Source organism: Arenibacter hampyeongensis (assembly GCF_002909255.1).
Lineage (GTDB): Bacteria > Bacteroidota > Bacteroidia > Flavobacteriales > Flavobacteriaceae > Arenibacter > Arenibacter hampyeongensis.
Genome location: NZ_PIOB01000002.1, coordinates 408114 through 428799 on the forward strand (window position 1 = coordinate 408114; position 20686 = coordinate 428799).

General features: G+C 38.9%; 16 protein-coding genes. 3 read left to right on the plus strand and 13 right to left on the minus strand.

Annotated features, from left to right (window positions below):
- The 5 genes from eboE to CWD91_RS06615 all read right to left on the minus strand — a co-directional run bounded on the left by eboE (position 1) and on the right by CWD91_RS06615 (position 7787).
- The gene (gene eboE, locus CWD91_RS06595) at positions 1-1194 is read right to left on the minus strand and encodes a metabolite traffic protein EboE (protein WP_103440182.1); all 1194 of its coding nucleotides are present in this window, start codon (positions 1192-1194) and stop codon (positions 1-3) included.
- On the minus strand, positions 1188-2369 hold the full coding sequence (locus tag CWD91_RS06600; protein WP_103440183.1) for a 3-dehydroquinate synthase: 1182 nt from the start codon (positions 2367-2369) through the stop codon (positions 1188-1190). Before CWD91_RS06600 ends, eboE begins: the two co-directional genes overlap by 7 nt.
- A gap of 11 nt (positions 2370-2380) precedes the next feature.
- A complete protein-coding gene (gene eboC, locus CWD91_RS06605) occupies positions 2381-3280 on the minus strand; it encodes a UbiA-like protein EboC (RefSeq protein ID WP_103440184.1) in 900 nt (299 codons plus the stop codon).
- Positions 3280-4188, minus strand: a complete 909-nt coding sequence (locus CWD91_RS06610) for a TatD family hydrolase (protein WP_103440185.1) — start codon at positions 4186-4188, stop codon at positions 3280-3282. Before CWD91_RS06610 ends, eboC begins: the two co-directional genes overlap by 1 nt.
- Before the next feature lie 248 nt (positions 4189-4436).
- Complete coding sequence (locus CWD91_RS06615) at positions 4437-7787, minus strand: ThuA domain-containing protein (protein WP_103440186.1); 3351 nt, start codon at positions 7785-7787, stop codon at positions 4437-4439.
- 448 nt (positions 7788-8235) lie between these two features.
- Between CWD91_RS06615 and CWD91_RS06620 the strand changes: the two genes are divergently transcribed.
- Together CWD91_RS06620 and CWD91_RS06625 are read left to right on the plus strand one after the other, a co-directional pair.
- Positions 8236-10125 (plus strand): family 16 glycoside hydrolase, encoded by a 1890-nt coding sequence (locus CWD91_RS06620; RefSeq protein WP_103440187.1) that lies wholly within the window; start codon positions 8236-8238, stop codon positions 10123-10125.
- A 5-nt stretch (positions 10126-10130) separates the two neighbouring features.
- Positions 10131-12077, plus strand: a complete 1947-nt coding sequence (locus tag CWD91_RS06625) for a hypothetical protein (RefSeq protein WP_103440188.1) — start codon at positions 10131-10133, stop codon at positions 12075-12077.
- 88 nt (positions 12078-12165) lie between these two features.
- Here the strand turns inward: CWD91_RS06625 and CWD91_RS06630 are convergent, their stop codons facing one another.
- Positions 12166-13023, minus strand: a complete 858-nt coding sequence (locus CWD91_RS06630) for an EboA domain-containing protein (RefSeq protein WP_103440189.1) — start codon at positions 13021-13023, stop codon at positions 12166-12168.
- A 176-nt stretch (positions 13024-13199) separates the two neighbouring features.
- On the opposite strand from CWD91_RS06630, the gene miaE reads away from it, so the two are divergent.
- Positions 13200-13781, plus strand: coding sequence for a tRNA-(ms[2]io[6]A)-hydroxylase (gene miaE / locus CWD91_RS06635; RefSeq protein ID WP_103440190.1), 582 nt, complete (start codon positions 13200-13202; stop codon positions 13779-13781).
- Positions 13782-13822: 41 nt separating this feature from the next.
- On the opposite strand, the gene CWD91_RS06640 is transcribed toward miaE, so the two are convergent.
- The 7 genes from CWD91_RS06640 to CWD91_RS06670 all read right to left on the minus strand — a co-directional run bounded on the left by CWD91_RS06640 (position 13823) and on the right by CWD91_RS06670 (position 20686).
- Positions 13823-14710, minus strand: a complete 888-nt coding sequence (locus CWD91_RS06640; protein ID WP_103440191.1) for a Ppx/GppA phosphatase family protein — start codon at positions 14708-14710, stop codon at positions 13823-13825.
- Positions 14711-14723: 13 nt separating this feature from the next.
- Entirely contained in the window at positions 14724-16802 is a 2079-nt protein-coding gene (gene ppk1 / locus CWD91_RS06645; RefSeq protein WP_103440192.1) for a polyphosphate kinase 1, read from the minus strand.
- On the minus strand, positions 16795-17286 hold the full coding sequence (locus CWD91_RS06650) for a SixA phosphatase family protein (protein WP_103440193.1): 492 nt from the start codon (positions 17284-17286) through the stop codon (positions 16795-16797). The genes ppk1 and CWD91_RS06650 overlap by 8 nt, the downstream gene beginning before the upstream one ends.
- 162 nt (positions 17287-17448) lie before the next feature.
- On the minus strand, positions 17449-18096 hold the full coding sequence (gene pdxH, locus CWD91_RS06655; protein ID WP_103440194.1) for a pyridoxamine 5'-phosphate oxidase: 648 nt from the start codon (positions 18094-18096) through the stop codon (positions 17449-17451).
- Positions 18097-18364: 268 nt separating this feature from the next.
- Complete coding sequence (locus tag CWD91_RS06660) at positions 18365-19270, minus strand: ribonuclease Z (RefSeq protein WP_103440195.1); 906 nt, start codon at positions 19268-19270, stop codon at positions 18365-18367.
- Positions 19271-19419: 149 nt separating this feature from the next.
- A complete protein-coding gene (locus CWD91_RS06665; protein WP_103440196.1) occupies positions 19420-19752 on the minus strand; it encodes a ribonuclease Z in 333 nt (110 codons plus the stop codon).
- Between the two features lie 7 nt (positions 19753-19759).
- On the minus strand, positions 19760-20686 hold the full coding sequence (locus tag CWD91_RS06670; RefSeq protein WP_103440197.1) for an aspartate carbamoyltransferase catalytic subunit: 927 nt from the start codon (positions 20684-20686) through the stop codon (positions 19760-19762).

The following is a 20686-nucleotide window of genomic DNA, read 5'->3' on the forward strand; positions in this document are numbered from 1 at the left end:
TTATAGATTGCACTTTAACCATTCCAATTCACGTACAATGGAATTGGACAGTTCAGTTTTAAGATTTTTGGGCAATACGTCCCAAGTATAGGTCTCTATCTCCAATTGATCGGAGAATTGATCTTTCTTAAGGTATTCCAACACCTTGATTATTTGATCCTGGGTGGAAAATAAATGATCATACTTTTCCAAAAAAATGGGAACATGAAAGTGGGATCTTAACTCTGCCACCTTTGGGCGTTTCTCCAAGACCTCTGCCAAATCCTTATAAGTAATAACTTTGCCCCCAACTTTTTCAGTCACCTGATGTAAGTATGTGGGTTCATTGAACTGAGCCAAAGAGCGCCATATTTCCTCATTTTCGCCTTCATTAAAAAGTATTTTAAGAGCCGAGCTCACTTGTATTTTTCCAACCTTTATCCCAGCCTTTCCAAATTTTTCCAAAGTATACTCCGGTTCTTCATAGGCTAAAGAAAAATGACAAACGTCGTAACAAATTGTTATATGTTTTAAAATTAATTCCCTGGCCGTTTCTTTGGTACAGCCCAGAGCTGCCGTCAATTTATGAGTGGCTAAAGGTATTAGATATGCTTCGTAAAAATGAAGTACCTCATCGCTATTCTCCATCATACCATCAGGTTCAGGTTCAATGTCCAAATGAAGACTTTTACCCGTATTTCTTTCAATATCCACCAAATGTAAAACAACCTTAGACATACTTTCCGCGCCTGTTATGAAAGCCTTATCCAATGCTTCCGATGAAGTATGCCAATGCCTGTAACTGACAGGCGAAGTAGAAATACCCCCTGAAATACCTTCTGGGATCAAAAAAGCCAATTGATCAAAAAGACGTTTGGTATAATCCAATCTTTCCTTGGTGGTCCAATCCGGTGCATGAACCATATCCTTTACCCGCTCATTGTGAAAGTTCCCATAAGGGAATCCATTCATGGTAAAGACGTAAAATTGATTTTGATCCAACCAAACCTTAAAATCCTGCAAATTATCACCTTCATTAAGTCCCAAACTCGCAATATTGGACAAGCGTAATCCTATTCCAAAAGGTGTTTCCGGGGAAACATCCTTTTTAATTTTGGGTAGATAGGTTTTTAGGCTATGTAAGGTCTGCTCCCAATCTTCACCGGGATGTATGTTGGAACAATAACTAACATGATATTTATTATCTACTAACATATGCTATTGGATACTTGAGGTTTGTACTTTTCCTTTAACCAAATTATTGCTTTTCCCATGGTAGCCAAATCAATTTCATGCACATCATGCTTAGCTCCTATTTTGGAGATCAATGTTATGGTAAGTTCACCACCTAAATGTTCCCTAAATTCCTGAATACCATTTAACAACTCATACAATTCATTATCTTTTTCAATAGGTATATGTAAATTGAATCCAATTTGCTCCAATACACCTAATATACGGTCCAGCGTAACTTTATTAATTAAGCCTATAAAATGGGCATAGACCAGATCTACGGCCATACCTATTGCAACAGCCTCTCCATGCCTAAGTTGGTAATTGGTCATGTATTCCAATTTATGTGCGGCCCAATGACCAAAATCCAAAGGTCTGGAAGAACCACTTTCAAAAGGATCTCCTCCTTGGGCAATATGCTCCATATGCATCTCTGCACAGCGATAAACCAAGTACTCCATTGACTCCATTTCGCGTAACTGAAGTTTTGTGCTGTTTTTCTCTATAAATTCAAAGAATTTCCCATCCTTGATCAAAGCTACCTTCACTGCTTCCGCTATACCTGAAATCCAGTCGCGTTGATGTAAGGTGGTTAAAAAATTACTGTCATTAATAATGGCATAGGCAGGGGCAAATGTTCCCAAAAAATTCTTTTTGCCTAAAATATTAAAGCTGTTCTTAACGCCAACGGCGGAATCGTTCTGAGAAAGTACTGTGGTAGGTATTCGTATAAGTTTTACTCCCCTGTGTGCAATGGCAGCGGCATATCCAACCAGATCTATTATTGCCCCCCCTCCAATAGCAACAACAAAAGAATGTCTACAGATACGATTGTCATTTATAGCCTTCAATATACGCTCCACATTTTGGTAGTCGTTCTTACACTGTTCCCCACCCGCAATCTCCATTTGTGCGGTCAGATTTATTACTGAATCATTCAACTTGCAATAGGAGGATATTTGTGAGCTTAAATTTGGATGACATTCCTGAACACCACTGTCTATAACAAAAAGCACCCTTACGCCTCCCTTCTTATTGTAACCCTTAATGATATCTTTGAACAGAGGGTTATGGGTACTAAATACATGTTCGGTAAAATGCAACCTATACTCATAAGATACTTTGAAGGACTGCTCAATTGGCTGATAATGTGACATACTCTTAAAAGTTAGGTAACTGCGAACAGTTTGGATAAAAAAATTGACAGGGGCAATAGCAATAAGGTTATCAAACCTACCCACCAATAGGAAAATCCAACGGCCAAGGTTGCATCCAAAACAATGATCGATATTACCCCGGCCATCACTGCTTTTTTTATGTTTTGTGGTGAATTTTCCCTGTAGGCTTTCAATAAGGGCTTAAATACTAAAAAAGAAAAGAGCAATAAAAAGGGAAGGGATTCCAGTAGATTCAATTCGGAAATTGAAAAAAGTATTATTATACCCAAGATAACACTGGAATATAACCCTCCTGCAAACAGAATGTGACTCCTATTTTGCCCGTGAACTTCCCCTCTACTGATAAGTGTTATGGCCGCGATGTAAACCACCGGGAAGATGAAATATCCCCAATTGCTCAAATCGCTCAAAATGGAAATTCCGAGCAACAAGTTCAATCCCCTACAAATACCCATATTTAATGGGCCAAAGAAGGAATGATGCTTCCCCAACGCATCATACAAAAGAATGGAAAGCCCCAGAGCAAAAGCGATTATGCCACATACGGAGCTCACTAAAAATGCACTTAGCACCCCCAAATTCATTAATACACCACCAAAGATGGCTGCATATTTCACCGGAATTAATCCAGAAGGAATGGGTCTTTCCGGGCGCTCTATTTTATCCAACCTATGATCAAAGACATCATTGAGCACAACACCTGCAGCATATAGGAACACTGAGGCAAATACCAACAACAATATTTCTACAAACCTAGATGTACCCCAGGTACTTGCGGTTATGCCTAAAAATAAGCCCGAGATAGCTACGCCTGCTATAATATCGGCAGCCGCGGTAGGTAAATTTGCAGGTCTGGCCAGACGTAAATATCCTTTAAATACAGGATTCATTATACTATTTTATTCGCATCAACCTTAGGCTCCTGCCCTCGCAAAACACTATTATCATTATATAACTTGGTCTGATTGATGCCTCCTGGTTTCAACCAATCGGATTCTTTCATTTTACCATTCTTGCCAAAAATATCCAGTGCATTTTGGTAACAAGTTTTAACCACATCCGATTTGGCTATTCCCCTTTTCAACATAAGGGATGCCGTTTTTGGCACCGCTAGCGGATCACTAACACCCCAATCGGCGGAACTATCCACAATGATACGATTGCTTCCATAATTTCTTACCACCTCAACCATTCTTTCATTACCCATTTTGGTTTTTGGATAGATTGTAAATGCAGCCCAAAAACCGCGATCCAATACATCTTTAACGGTTTCTTCATTGTTGTGATCAATAACAACCATAGCTGGATCTAAACCATGCTCCAAACAAACCTCCATACTTTTTAAGGTTCCCGATTTTTTATCCCTATGTGGGGTATGTATTTGTACCGGTATATTTAATTCTTTGGCCAACTCCAATTGCATCCTAAAATATTTGTCCTCTGCCGGAGTCTGATCGTCATATCCTATTTCGCCAATGGCCACTACATTTTCCTTATGTACATATAGCGGTAATAACTCAATTACTTGTTCTGCCAATGCCTCATTATTGGCTTCCTTTGAGTTTAACCCTATAGTGCAATAATGATGTATTCCAAACTGGCTAGCTCTAAATGGCTCCCAACCTACAAGGCTGCTGTAATAGTCCTGAAAAGAACCAACCTGAGTACGCGGTTGCCCCAACCAAAATGAAGGCTCTATAATAGCCACTACACCAGCTGCTGCCATTGCCTCATAATCATCTGTAGTCCTAGACGTCATATGCACATGTGGGTCTATAATCATCATTTTCTCTTCCATAATATTCTTGTATACTTTAATTGATAAACATGCCTAAACCAAAATGTTGCATTGCACAATTCGGACTTAATTATAATAATCTGAATAAATCATCTTTTTAAAAGCAATTCCAACCGCTAAAGTTAATTAAATAATGGGTTTTAACGCTTATAACAACTCCATTTTAAAAGTGTTTTAACAGAAAACCAAATTACAATCCTGAGTTTCGGACTAAAAAAATCACAATAACTACAAATACGATCTTCGCCTTAATATTTCAATATCATAGAGTTAAAATTTCCAATAATTTGTTCCTTATCGCCCTCACCCTTAAATACTAGATATATATCCTCAAAATCCGAAATTGGCTTAACAGGGATATCATATTTCTTCTTGGCGCCTTTTTCCTTATTAAAATACTTCAATGAACTTTCTCCTATAAGGTTACCGGTAGGACTATTCTCCCTTATTTCAAATGTTCCCTCGTATGGATAGTCCGCTCCAAAATACATGGACAGCTCTATATTCTTCAGACCCTCCAATCCAATATTATTAAATTTCAAATAAGAATTATTTTTAATGGACCCAACTACTTCATCACCCTCTACTTTCCAATTACTTAATCCCCCACTTTTTTCATCGGCGTTCACGCCTACATATTTTGGGAATTTAAAAATTATTTGATCTCTTGCCGACAGGGAGGATTCAGGCTGCGCTTTGCTTCCTTTATCCGAATATGAGGCCATTAAGACATACTTTCCTTGGCTTCTTTTAGCCTTATGTTCATTAAAACCAACTTCGCCGGATAGGGGAAGTTGGTTTTCATCTTTCCCCATTTTCGGATCGAGTGAAAGAATGTAATCCACTATTCTATCTACTTCTGCGACCTTTAATTGAGGGTGTGCAGACATCATACTCTCTCCCCAAACCCCAGAACCGCCTTTGATGATTTTATCTATCAGATAATTTTTATCCTCTGCTGAATAACGGGCTGCAATTTCCTCATAAGTAGGCCCATTCACCTTTACATTCACGGCATGACATGCCTTACAGTCCGTTTCGTCCATAATTAATTTGCCTTCCGGAATAGTGTTCTGCTGATGGCCAATGGTGGCCTTAACCATATCCTCACCCTCGGGAATATAATCGAAGGTAACTTTAACCTCCTTGGGGTCAATGGTACCGTCCAGTGTACTACCATCCTGTTTATCGGTCACAATAACCTTGTAAGCCACTTTCCGGCCATCCCAATAGGTCTTGTTTTTAGAGTCCAATTCTATTTTTATTTCGGGTATATCATTCCCTACCAATATTTTATGGGTCGATATATCCCAATTTCCGGCTTCGTCGGTCACCTTTAAACGGACCGTATAATTCCCTGGCTCGTGGAATGTAAAACTAGGTTCCATTGAAGCATCTTGGACCTCATCTGAATTAAAATACCATTCATACTTCAACTTATCCTTATCAAAATCCTCTGATGAACTACCGGAAAATTGTACCGTAAAGGGTTGGGCCCCTACCATTTTGTCCGATGTTATTCTGGACACTGGTTTGCGATTACCACTTACGTAACCAATTCTATTTAAACGGGCATCCATATTTTGTGAATTCCATTTTTGTCCATATTCAAGAACATATAGATTGCCATCCGAAGCAAAAAGCATGTCCATTGGATGGGAAAACTCACTACTCGGCATAAAGGGATCTGCCTTGACATAGTTGTGATTGTCATCCAAGGTCACCACATATACCCAATCCCTCATCCACTCATATAAAAGAATCTTATTCTCAAAATAATCTGGAAAATTATTGGTGGCCTTAGGATAATTCGAAGCATGATAAATAGGACCTGCCATAGGGTTAACACCTCCCGAACCCAACCATGGAAATTCCTCAGAAGCGGCATAGGAAAACCATATCATTGACTCCTGTGCAGGGGGAAGCTCCCTTATACCCGTATTATTTGGTGAATCATTTATTAATTTATTAGGGTTAAATTTTTCTCCAGCTGTTTCCGTAGCAAAATCATAATCGTTGTACGGCTGATTGTTTCCTCGAGTATACGGCCAGCCCCAATTCCCGGCTTTTCGAGCTTGGTCAAATTCGCCCATACCATGAGGTCCACGTTTGGGGTCCCCCTTACCTGCGTCCGGACCAACATCTCCCCAATAGAGATAGCCCGTTGCACTATCAATAGAAAATCTAAACGGATTTCGACTACCCATTACGTATATTTCAGGCCTTGTATTTGCGGTGCCTTCTGGAAAAAGGTTGCCCTCCGGTATAGAATAAGTACCGTCATCCTCTGGTTTAATCCTCAATATTTTTCCTCTAAGATCATTGGCATTGGCGGCCGATTTTTGAGCATCCCATAACGCTCTGCCTGCCCTTTCATCTATTGGGGCATACCCAGAAGATTCAAAGGGGTTAGTGTTGTCCCCCAAACCAATAAATAAGTTGCCATCCGGTCCAAATTCCAACGCACCTCCACTATGACAGCACTTACGGATTGTTGGTATGGTCAATAAATTTTTCTCTGACGCCAAATCCAACGAATCGCTCACCAAGGTGAATCTTGAAATACGTTGTTCAGATATTTCCCCAGGTGCGGAATAGCATAAATAGATCCAATTATTATTCTGATAATCGGGGTCAACTGCAATACCCAATAATCCGTCTTCATTGCCATAAAACACATCCAGCTGGGCTATTTTCTTTGTTTTTTCCTCCTTAAAATCATAAAGTTTTAAAGCTCCCCTTCTTTCCACGAACAAAATTCCCCTACCAGGAAGTTCTTCGAGTTCCATGGGCTCGTTCAGGTTAAAATCGAGTACAGTGCGAACATACCTGTTTTCCTCTGGAATCCTTTCCGTTTTAGACTTACTATAATCCAAGTCAACTTTCCCAATAACGTACTGAAGTCCGCCCAAAACATGATTTAAAAAATCACGATTTTCAAAAGTGGCATCGGTATGCCCCATTTCCGTATAAAACGATTTACCCCCGTCATAGTCATGATACCAAGATATTGGATGATGTTCCCCATTTTCCCCACCCTCATAACTGGTTTCGTCAATTTCAATTAGTACCTTAATATCTGGATTGATATCCCTAAAATTATACCATTCGTCCGTCTTCATCCATGTGTCGGACATAGATTTTGTAGCTGGATGGTTTTTGTCCACAATATTCAACCTTGCTTCTTGAATTTTCGGGTGTCCTTTAAAATATGCCCCGACCAAATCATTGTACCATGACCAACCGTATTCGGTATCTGTAGCGGCATGTATTCCAAAAAATCCGCCGCCCGCCTGAATATATCTCTCAAAATCGGCCTGTTGCTCCTCATTTAAAATATCTCCCGTAGTGTTTAAAAATATCACGGCGGAGTATTGCTTTAGTATTTCCTCGGTAAAATAGGTAGCATCTTCGGTAGCATCAACATTATAAGCGTTTTGTTCACCTAATTTTTTCATAGCTACCACACCTGCCTCGATGGAACCATGTCTAAATCCTTCCGTTTTACTAAACACCAATAATTTTACTTCCTTGGATGTACATGAACCAAGAAAACCAACCAAGATCAATACTAGTAATGATTTTGAAATGTTACCCATATTACCTTTTTTATTTAGTTTAGTTAATAAATTATAGAGACTCAATCTTGGTCCAGTAATGATTTTCCGACCTTAATAAATTTCAAGATTATATAAATATATGCCGAAATTGATACTTTTTTTGCTTAAACACCATGATATCGTCCAATAATGTGGCAATTTAAATCATTTGAAAATAATTCTACAAAATCTTGGGAAAAAATACCACAATGCCCAAGAATTCATCTTTCCAGCCCTATTTCTTCCATAATCCAAACAATTCCAAATAAATCGTCTAGATACAGGCATCCCAACCAAAAAAACAATCTAAAATCATTAAGTTATTCTTTCCTCGTGGCCAAGAAAAAAAACCACAAATGCATTAAATGTTAAATTACCACAGACCCTATTGTTAAACTCTGATTAATGATACCTTTAGATCCAATTTTTAACAACCAAGTATATCAAAATGAAAATTAAATTAGCAATCCTATTACTTTTTTCCGGATTTAGCATGATGTCCCAAGTACAATTATCGCTGGAGAACCTTAATGGTTTTAAGGACCCGACCAGCAATTGGAAAATAGTGGGTGATGTCGTTGCCGACCGCAACATTACCGTTCACACGCATCAGGACCCGGAACCAATTATTTTATCCAAAAAGGAAAAACGAAGACAAAAAAAGTCAAAAGAATCCATACACCCCATACATATTGAGCCCGGAACGGGTGTTTTGTTCAATGATTACTCCTTTACACAAAAAGATCATCTTTTGTCGCAGTGGCAACATGGGGATATAAAATTGGAAATGGAGGTCCTAATACCTAATGGCTCTAATTCAGGAATATATTTACAAGGCAGATATGAACTTCAAATTAAGGATAGCTGGGGTGTATTGAATCCTACTTCCTATGATTTTGGTGGTATCCATCGAAATTGGGAAGAAGAGCCATCAAAGAAATTTCTGGGAATTACCCCATTGAGCAATCCGGCCAAGGCACCAGGTTTATGGCAAAAGATCAATATTCACTTCGAGGCTCCAAAATTCAATGAATCCGGAGAAAAAATTGCAAATGCTAAATTTGTTTCCGTAACATTGAACGGAGTAACAATCCACAGCAATGTAGAAGTTCCGTTACCTACCGGCGGTCCTATTTCCACACAAGAAACCGCTATGGGCCCGCTTATGATTCAAGGAGATCATGGCCCGATGGCATTTCGGAATATTAAGTATCAGCTATTGAAAGAATCACAAGTCACTTTATCGGATTTAAGTTACATCACCTATAAAGGCGATTTTAAAGGCTTGGAAGAATTGGAAGATGCAGTGGCGTCGGAAAAGAAATCAGGGGAACTAATAGACGTTAATGCTGTACATGAGGAAGATCGTTATGGTATTGCCTATACGGGTAAAATTATTATTCCCGAAGCGGATGACTACCACTTTTCCATAGGATACACAGGTGGAATAAATTTTACCATTGACGGCAAAACCATTGTCACCAATAATTCTTCGGATGCCCAGGAAAATTTGGAGAAAACGGTTTCTTTAAATGCGGGAGCGCACGTATTTACATTGACCAATATAAAAAATGCAGGCTGGAGAGCACCTAGGTTGGGACTTTCAATTGCAACAGCCAGTACCAATCCCAAAAACTTTCATGTTTATGATTCCTATCCACCAGATATAAGTTCTGTTTCCCCAATTTTAGTCAACGCCGAGGCTACTCCACGTATGTTAAGGGGTTTTGTAAGTTTTAAGGGTAATGAAGAGCGGCTTTCCCACACCATAGGCCTAGGGACACCCGAGGGCATTAATTTTGTATATGATATGGGTGCCGAAAATCTTGTAGGCATGTGGCGCGGTGCTTTTATAGACGCTACACCTATGTGGCACAGTAGAGGTAACGGATCCTTTAAACCTAATGGAGCCGTTCAGTGGACTTTTTTGAACCAGCCTCTGGCCGAACTGGCGGACTTAAATAGTCCATTTCCCAAAACTGGAAGCGCTCCTGAATTTAAATCTGGAGGATATACTATGAACCCGGCCAACGGGCTACCTATCTTTAAATACACTTACAAAGGCGTTGAGGTAGAGAACAGGATTTATCCCAATGACAAAAACACCCATCTGATAAATGAAGTGAGTTTTTCCAAAACCGGAGATCCTAATTGGTACTATAAAATTGCCTCTGGAAAAGCCAAGAAATTAGCTGACGGGTCATTCGATGTTGATGACCACCAATTCTACATAAACATACTTTCTGGGCAAGAACCCATCCTTAGAGAGGTTAATGATGAAGCTGAAATAATTATTCCAGTGGATGGCAGTACTATTAAATATGAAATAATTTGGTAAGTGATATGAGAACCATAACAAAAAATATAAAAACAGCCATTAAGACATTCGGCTTCCTGACGATACTTCTTTCAGCAACATTTTTAGTTGCTCAAAATGCTTCCACCGAAGAGGATTACTACAGACTAACCACGGTACCAACACCAGAGGGAATCCAAATGGAAGGCGGAGGCGTATTATCCCTTCCCAATGGAAATCTTGCCGTGTGCACGAGACGGGGAGATGTTTGGATTATTGAAAATCCGTCCATGGCCAATGGTGTTTCGTCAACATTTAAAAAATTCGCTTCTGGTTTACACGAACCCCTGGGACTTGCCTACCATGACCAAGCTCTTTACACTGCACAAAGAGGCGAGCTAACTAAACTAATTGACACCAACGGAGATGATATTGCCGATGAATACAAGACCATCTATGCCTGGCCTGTTTCCACCCACTATCACGAATATTCCTTTGGACCGGTACTGGCCCCCGACAATACCTTTTTCGTGACCGCCAATGTTGCCTTTGGCGATGAAGAATGGTGGAGAGGAGAAAGCAGGGTGCCATGGAGGGCCTGGACCATGAAGATAACCGAGGACGGCAAAATGGAACCATGGGCAACGGGCATGCGGTCTCCCGCTGGATACGGCCTGGTAAATGATGAATTATTCTATACGGAAAACCAAGGGGACTGGGTAGGATCCGGGGCTATTTGGCATCTTCCAAAAGGGGCATTTGCAGGACACCCCGCAGGACTAAGATGGACTGGTCACGAAGATTCTCCTATTAAACTGACGGAGGAAGAATTTTACGGGAAGGTGGACAAAAGACAAGTCAGGGTAAATGGCCGGTATGTAAAACCCGAAAATATTAGGGATGAGGCAAATCCGGATTTTGCATATGAATTAAAGAAATCTTTCCCTGAATTAAAATTACCGGCAGTAATCTTACCGCACGGCATTTTGGGCATATCCAATTCCGAAATCAAGGTGGACGAGACCCAAGGTAAATTTGGGCCATTTAATGGCCAATTACTTGTTGGGGACATGGGCCAAAGTAAAATTATGAGGGTAGTTCTCGAAAAAGTCAAGGGTGAATATCAGGGAGTGGCATTCGACTTTAGGACAGGCTTCCAATCTGGAGTTATGCGTATGGATTTTGATAACGAAGGAAGACTTTTTGTTGGGGAAACCAATAGAGGTTGGGGATCTGCCGGTACTACCAATTCCGGCCTGGAATATTTGACATGGACAGGGCGCACACCCTTTGAAATGAAAACTGTAAACGCTATGCAGGATGGATTTGAAATTGAGTTTACATTGCCTGTAGACAAAGTTTCGGCGGAAGATCTGGATTCCTATTTTGGCAAGAGCTACATCTATAAATATCATGCTGCATATGGCAGTCCGCAAACCAATATAGAGGAGATCAAGTTCAAAGGGGTAAAAGTAAGTGATGACGGAATGAAAGTACGTGTCGTTGTAGACAATCTTCGTCAATACTATGTTCATGAAATTATGTTGCCTGGGATAAAAGCCAAAGAATCTGGCAATACTATCTTACACCCTACATTGTATTACACTTTGAACAATATACCAGAAGGTGCTACTGTGCCCATATCTGAACTCTCCACCAAACGCTCCAGCTTATTAAAAAAAGCGGTTAGCACTAAGAAAACCACACCAAAAAAATCGACCACTACTGCCAAAGCATTAACAGACACTGAAGTACAGCCTCTATTAATGACCAATACTTGTGTGGCCTGCCATCATAAGGACAAGAGGGTCATTGGACCTTCCTTTACGGAGATTTCAAAAAGGAATTACAGTAATGAAAAAATTGTGGAATTAATTTACAATCCACAGCCCAAAAACTGGCCGGAATATGCCACTCCAATGGCTCCAATGCCCCATGTTCCAGAGGACGAGGCACTAAAAATAGCTGGGTGGATCAACTCATTGAAAAAGTAGTCCCCGCGAAGACCAAATAAAAAAGTGCGGTTCAAAAAGTTATACACAGAACTTTTGAACCGCCTTTATTTTTACATTTGGTATAGTATTATTCTTTTATGTTCTCCCAAGTAATAATTCCCTTTTCAATTTCTTTTGAAAGATCGGGAAATTCGGCCAACAGTGCCTTTGCAGCACTTGAATTGGAATTATAGCAACAAAGACCGGCAGCTTTTCTTTCGGTCAGATTATCACTGGAAAATAGCCGTTTCATATCCTTTAGCAATTTTTCGTCCATGAAGTTGCCCACCGGCCTCCAAAAGCTTGGATCTATTGCCCTTGATGCTGCCCAACGCTCGTGAGCATAGTCGGAAATAATTCGAGTCAGTTCCTTATTTGCCCTTTTATCTACTTGAACTATTTCATTAAGATTTTGCTGCATAAATGCCGCCTTAAGATACATTTGGTTCCATTGCTGCTCATTAAAATAAAGTGCAGGATAAGGATTGTTCAATGCAATGGCATCAAAAACGGTAGCTATATTGGTCCGGAGTGCCTCTACAGCCTGAAACTTATAATTTTCGGGATTAGGAAGCAACACCAGAAATTTCAAAAAGGTTTCCAATTCACTCTTATCAGCAACTTCTATAATATTTGCCACCTTGGCTTTAAAAAAATCTTCCTTTGCCTCCAATACCTTGTAAAGCAGGAAAATTCTAGCAATCTGTTGTAGGTTTGCTTGTTGAACTTCCAGATATGCCTTTAATTCTTTGTCATCCAATAAAAGTGACAAATCTTTCTCCGTCTTAATTTTGGTAGGAACCAAACTATAGGTTAAATACAGATCCTTAGTTGACTCCGTTTCCACAATGCTTTCTATTTTGGACAATAGCCATTGCCTATTTTCCTTATCCACATTATCCTCCAAAATTTTTAAGAGCTGTGAACCTATATTTTCAAATACCATATAACAAGATACTTTTTATTGTTAAACCAAATGTTTTAATAAGACCATGCGTAGGCAATTTTGTCTATTCAAATCAATTTCCATTGCACACCTAGAAGGCTTAAATATAAAACTATATCATCATAAATTACTGCGGTTTATGGTATTCTTTCTATTTTTGAAAAGAAAATTACACTATGCTAGGATTAAAATTACCCACAGACCCCAGATGGGTCAATATTGTTGAAAAAAATATCGATGAAATATTGACAGATCACGCCTATTGCGAACAAAAGGCGGCTAGTACAGCTATTTCCTTAATAGTGAGCTTTCCTGAGTACACCGAGCTTACCCAAGAAATGATAGCGCTATCCCGGGAAGAAATGGGGCATTTTAAAATGGTACACGATCGTATTTTGGCCCGTGGCAAAACCCTTGGAAGGGACAGAAAGGACGAGTATGTGGTAGCCCTGTTAAAATTCTTTCCAAAAGGTGGTAGTAGAACAACCCAACTGGTTCATCGCTTACTCTATGCCGCATTAATTGAGGCCCGTAGTTGTGAACGCTTCAGATTGCTTTCCGAGGAATTAAAGGATAAAGAGTTAGCTGATTTTTACCACAAACTAATGGTCAGTGAGGCTGGCCATTATACCATGTTCCTAAATTTTGCCCGTCAGTATGGAGATCGAAAAGAAGTGGACAGGAAATGGGATGAACTACTAACTTACGAGGCGGCCATAATGAAGGACCTGGGTAAGAATGAATCGGTCCATGGCTAAAAATCACTACGTCCACAAAGGCTTTTCAACACTTAACATCCTTATTTTTTGGCGTAGTAAAGGGTCTTTATAATTCCATCTGACAGCCCTATTTTGGGAACATGAATTTTTTTGGCCCCGATCCACTTGGCAGAAGAAACAAAAATCTCGGTTGCCGGAATTATTACGTCCGCCCTATCTGGATTTAGTCCCAATTCCGAGACCCTTTCCTCAAATGTTAAACTGGACAAAAAATGATATTGTGCCCTTAACCAAATATAGGAAAGTGACTCGCCTTCCTTCCTACCCGACATTTTATGCAATTTATTAATATTGCCCCCAGAACCAATGATCGATAGATTGGGCAGCCCCTTAACATGCTTCTTCAACCAAAGTTCCAATTCATTCCACATTGCATCATCCACCATACCGTTTAGTAGCCTAACGGTTCCAATCTTGAAGGATTCGGATATTTTTATTTTCCCTTCGGAAAAGACCGTAAATTCGGTACTTCCTCCGCCAACATCAATATAAAGATAAGTTTCATCTTTCCTTATCAAATTCTTAAGGTCTGTAGATGCAATGATAGAAGCCTCTTTTTCCCCATCGATCAATTGAATTTTTACTCCTGAAGCTTCCAAAATATTAGCAATAACCATCTGACCATTATCCGCCTCCCTCATTGCCGAGGTAGCACATGCCATATATTTCTCCACCCCATGTACTTCCATTAAAAGTTGAAATGCCTTCATAGCACTTAACAATCGCTCTTCGTTACGCTTGGAAATGCTCCCATTCTTAAAGACATCCTCCCCCAATCTGATAGGCAATCGGACCAAAGCGCTTTTTCTAAAAAGGGTTTCTTTCCCTTCCTCTTCTATTACGTTATGGGTAAGCAAACGTATGGCATTGGAACCGATATCTATTGCGGCATATTTCCGTACTTTCAAATGAGATTTATTTTTAAGAGTTCAATTTATTCAGGTAATAATCATAAGTCGCGAATTGCGATCGCACTTTTGTGTTATTGTTCTTTCTATAGGCATTGTCATGCTTTTCAGAAAACACCCTAGCTTTAACGTTATCCCTCCAAGAGATGTCGAAAGTGTCCAAAAGTTCCTGTTTAACATCAGTATCATATATTGGTACACCAACTTCTACCCGATAGTCCAAATTTCTTGTCATCCAATCAGCCGAGGATATATACACTTTGGAATTGCCATCATTACCAAAAATAAAAACCCTTGGGTGCTCCAAAAATTTATCCACAATACTAATGGCTTCTATATTTTCGCTCATCCCCTTAACACCGGGCACCAAACAACAAATACCTCTTATAATAAGTTGAATTTTTACACCTGCCCTACTAGCTTGATACAGTTTGTCCACCATTTTATAGGAGGTAAAGCTGTTCATTTTAATTTTAATGTAGGCTTCTTTGCCTGCCTTGGCATTTTGAATTTCCTTATCTATCAATTTCTTGAACACATTTTTGGTGTAATGTGGAGAAACTATGAGATGTTTGTATTTGTTGATTTTATAGGTTGTTTCAAAGAAATCGAAAACCTTGTTCAATTCCTTTAAAATTCCATCATGGGCCGTAAACAAGGTATAATCTGTATAGATACGGGCCGTAGATTCATTAAAATTTCCTGTACTGACAAATCCATATCGCTTAATATGTGAACCTTCTTCCCTTTCCACCAAACATATTTTACTATGCACTTTTAGGCCACGAACACCAAATATTAGTTTAACGCCCTCTGCCTGTAACTGTTCCGCATATTCTATATTGGCCTGTTCGTCAAATCTGGCCTGCAATTCTATCTGTACCGTTACGTGTTTTCCATTTTTTACGGCATTTATCAAGGATGCCGCTACTTGGGAGTTATCTGCCAATCTATATACCGTAATCTTGATGTTTCTAACTTTGGGGTCCAAAGCTGCTTCCCTTAAGAATTTTATGATATAGGAAAAGGTCTGGTACGGCGTATATTGTAAGAAATCCTTTTCTGAAATCCTTTCAAAAAGACTACCCTCCATCGAAATTCCTTTAACGGGCAAGGCAGTAATCTTTTCATACATTAAATCATTTCTACCCAAACTTGGAAAGCCCATATAATCACGTCTGTTGTGGTACCTTCCTCCAGGAATTACGCTATCGGTGTCCTCAATGTCCATTTTTTCCTTTAGAAAATTAAGTGTATCCTTTCCAATACTCTTATCATATACAAAACGAACAGGATCACTAATTTTGCGATGCTCTACACTCGAGGATATTTTTTCTATAAAACTCTTACTTAGATCGTTATCAATGTCCAGCTCCGCATCACGTGTAATCTTGATCATATGAGCCGATATGGATTCGTAATCGAACATATTAAAAATACTCCCCAAGCAAAATCTGATAAGATCATCCAAGAGGATTATATAATTTTTATCCCCCTCTTTTGGAAGCACTACAAAACGGTCTATACCTTTGGGGATTTCAATAAGGGCATAGCGTTTCTCTTTGACAGTTGAGCCGCTCCCCGGTTGTTTCTTTAAAATCAATTTTACCGCCAGATAAGCTGCTGTGTCTTTTAGCATTGGAAAGCTTGCCAAATCGTTCAAAATTATTGTCATCAGGACCGGACTCACCTTTTCAATGAAATAATTCTTGATAAACGAGCACTGGGCCTCAGTTATTTTTGATTCATTGATCAAAAAAATATTTTGGGTTTCCAACTCCTTTTCAATATCGCTGAGTATTTTTAAGCTTTTGGTTTGCTGTTCAATAACGATCTCGGTAATTTCTTCCAACAAATCCTTGGCACTTTCACCACCCAAAACACTTTTTCCAGTTCTGCCAGCTTCTACTATTCTTTTTACAGTGGCATACCGGACCTTAAAGAATTCATCCAAATTATTCGAAAATATTCCTAAAAATCGAAGTCGCTCTATTAAAGGAACATTCTTATCAGCACTTTCTTGTAAAACCCTCTCATTAAAACTTAACCAACTAATTTCTCTGTTTATATATTGATTCTTACTTTTAATCATTCTTTAATTGTTTTGGAAAAAGTGTCCGTACCGTAATCCCTTTTGTGACGGCACTCCAATCGTTAGTGTCAAATTTTAATTGTACCAATCCACTTGTGGGAACATTGTCAATATACATGTTTCCCAGAGAATTGGCAATATGGGTAAAGGCTTCATTGTGCCCAAATATAATAACGGTGTCCTTATCATTTTTCAAACCCTTTATAAACCTGTGAACATCCTCACCTGAAAAATCATATAATTCATTGGACAATTCAAAATTTGCAAATGAAAAATTCAATGATCTTAGGAAAATCATAGCTGTATGCATGGCCCTATTGGCAGGACTTGAATATGCTGCATCGATATGAACCAAATCTGACAGAAATGCCTTGGCAACTCTGTTAACATCTTTGATTCCCCTTTCCATTAACGGTCTATCCCTGTCCGAAACATTATATTCCCAAGACGATTTTCCATGCCTTACCAATATTATCGTTTTCATATCTTTAAATCTTTTTAATTATAGAAAAAAAATTAAAAAATTGGGACCGTATATTACCGTTACGCACTCACATAAAAAAAATTAAACCTCACATTTTATGAAATAAATTCAAAATTAGTCAATGCTTTCCCGCTTCAATGCCAATCAAAAGGAATTGGTCAACTAAGGCGCCAGCCTTTCAATTTTCCAATCAAAATTATCCTGTAAACTATAACGTATTCTATCATGCAATCTATTGGGCCTACCCTGCCAAAATTCCAAGGATATAGGCTTCACAATAAATCCGCCCCAATATTTGGGTCGCTCTATCTCCTTATTTTCATATTCCTTCTCCAAATCCTTTAATTTCTTCTCCAAAAACTCCCTACTTGGAATTACCTCGCTCTGGTTAGAGACTATGGCACCCAGTTTACTGCCATCCGGCCTAGATTCAAAGTAACCATCGGATAAATTTTCAGCTATTCTCTCTGCCTTTCCTTTTATAATAATCTGCCTTTCCATATTAGGCCAAAAAAACGAAATACACATATTGGGGTTATTGGCTATTGCCCTCCCTTTTTCACTTTCGTAATTGGTATAAAAGATAAAGCCCTCATAGGTATACTTTTTTAGAAGGACCACCCTATTCTTTGGAAAACCATCCAAACCAATGGTTGAGACCGTCATGGCATTGGGCTCATCTACCCCATCCGATGCCTCTACCTCATAAAACCATTTCTGAAACAACTCCATGGGGTTATCAGAAATAACCTCTTCGTTAAGAGCGCTTTTCTCATAGGATTTCCTGTAATTCCCTAGGTCTTTTTGCATGTGGGCTCTTGGATAATTATATCGTGAAAGTTACTATACAAAATTGCATAAAACAAACTGAAACACGAAAAGTAAGCCGAGTTTTTTTAAGGTCTTTAACCATAGTATTGTTAAATAAAACAAGCAATATTTACAGCTAAATGGCAAATTGGCCAAAACATTGCAATTAACACCAATTAATAGCAAGGCTTTTACGAATATAAACCTCAAAGAAAGTTACCCAAGATTATAGGCCCACAGCGCAGTATTACAATGTAAATGCTTGCAATTAAAGATCAAACTCCCTGCCGTCATCAGCAAGTTCCACATTGGGAAATATGGTTTTGGCCTCATCCCTAAAAAGGTCCAATGATTCATATCTAGTAGAGAAATGACCTAAAATCAACATCCCAACATTGGCCTCTTTGGCAATGGCAGCAGCCTCCTTGGCAGTGGCATGTTTTGTTTTTGGAGCCAATTTCCTTTCAGTTTCCAAAAAAGTGGCCTCATGGTATAACACATCCACATTTCTGATCCAAGGAATAATTTTCTCCGAATAAGCAGTATCACTACAAAATGCATAACTCTTGGGCAAAGGGGGGTCAAATGTCAATAAGGCATTGGGTATTATCGTGCTATTTTCCAAAACAATGTCCTTACCGTTCTTTATATTCTGAAAATAACACTTGTCAATTTTGTATTTGGCAACTGCAGAAATATTCAATTTGCGTTCCGCCAACTTTTCCCTAAACAGGAAACCATTGGTGTAGATTCTATGATCCAAAGGAATTGTAGTAATTGAAACTTTGTCATCCCCATAAATTTTTTCGGGCTCTGTTGATGATAACTCGTGGAAAATAAGCGGATAATTAGTCCATGAATCGCCCAATTTTAAAAATAAAGTAATGGCTTCCTTTATTCCCTGGGGACCATAAATATGCAATTCATTGGTTCTGCCCAATAACCTGAAGGTAGAAATTAATCCGGGTAAACCAAAAAAATGATCTCCATGTAAATGGGAGATTAGAATATGGTTGATCCTTGAAAATTTGATCTTGCTTTTTCTTAATTGTACTTGTGTACCCTCGCCACAATCTATTAAAAACAAATGATTTTTAATCTCCAGTACCTGGGATGTGGGATTGTTCAAAGATCTTGGCGTTGCCGCATAACAACCCAATATAGTTAGTTTCATAAAAATGAAATATTGAAAATGGAAAATGGAAAATGGAATATCATACCCTTGCTATTTCGTTTTGAGGATTTTACAATTGATGCCAACAAACCTATACTTTGAGTTAATTCTTCAACTATATTCCCACTTCCGTTTTCAATTATAAATTCCTATAGCTCCAAATCCCTTTCAATCTCTTCCATTTCAATAATGTCTTTCGCCTCTTGAAGGGTAGGCACAACACAGATACTATCAGGAACTTCATCGTAGGTTACTTTTTCGGTCACCAAAACGAAGGATTTTTTGGTTTTTCGATGCGTATCCGAAAGCTCCAAAAACTCCAAGACATCATTGGAAGTAAGTTTTGCAAATGAAAAAAGATTAATAACAATATGATCGTTCTTAATTTTAGGATATATATCCCTAAAATTGGAAATAAACTTGTTTAATGAAATATTCTCTTGGAGAACAGTAGTCACATTTCCTTCTTTATCCAATATCATAGGTCTATTATTTAATTTTTGACGCCAATAAATAAATCACCGCCATACGTATGGCTACCCCATTTTCCACCTGATTCAATATAATGGATTGCTTTGAATCAGCTACATCACTAGTAATCTCCACACCGCGATTAATGGGCCCGGGGTGCATAATTACTATTTCCTTGTCCAAACTATCCAATAACGCCTTGTTAACCCCAAACTGCTGGGTATATTCCCTTGTCGTCGGAAAATAACTGATATCCAAGCGTTCATTCTGAATACGTAGCATATTGGCCACATCGCACCAGTTTAAAGCTTTGCGCAAATTGGTTTCTACCGTAACTCCCAAGGATTCCACATGTTTGGGGAGTAAAGTTTTGGGCCCACAAACCTTTACATTTGCTCCCTGCAATTGCAAAGCAAAAATATTGGAAAGTGCCACCCTGGAATGAAGGATATCACCCACGATGACGACATTTTTTCCAGCTACGTCGCCTAACTTCTCCCTTATGGAATACGAATCCAGCAAGGCTTGTGTAGGGTGCTCATGAGCACCATCACCTGCATTTACAATAGAAGCCTTAACATTTTTGGACAGGAATATTCCAGCTCCCGGATTTGGATGGCGCATTACCACCATATCTACCTTCATCGATAGAATGTTGTTTACCGTGTCTATCAAGGTTTCCCCTTTCTTTACGGATGACTGTGCCGCAGAAAAATTGATAACGTCCGCAGATAGCCTTTTTTCCGCCAACTCAAAGGAAAGCCGGGTACGTGTACTGTTTTCAAAAAATACGTTTGCTATAGTAATATCTCGAAGTGAGGGAACTTTTTTAATAGATCGATTAATTACCTCTTTAAAATGATCGGCAGTTTCAAAAATGAGCTGAATATCCGATTCTTTCAGATATTTTATTCCCAACAAGTGTTTTACACTTAATTCGCCCAT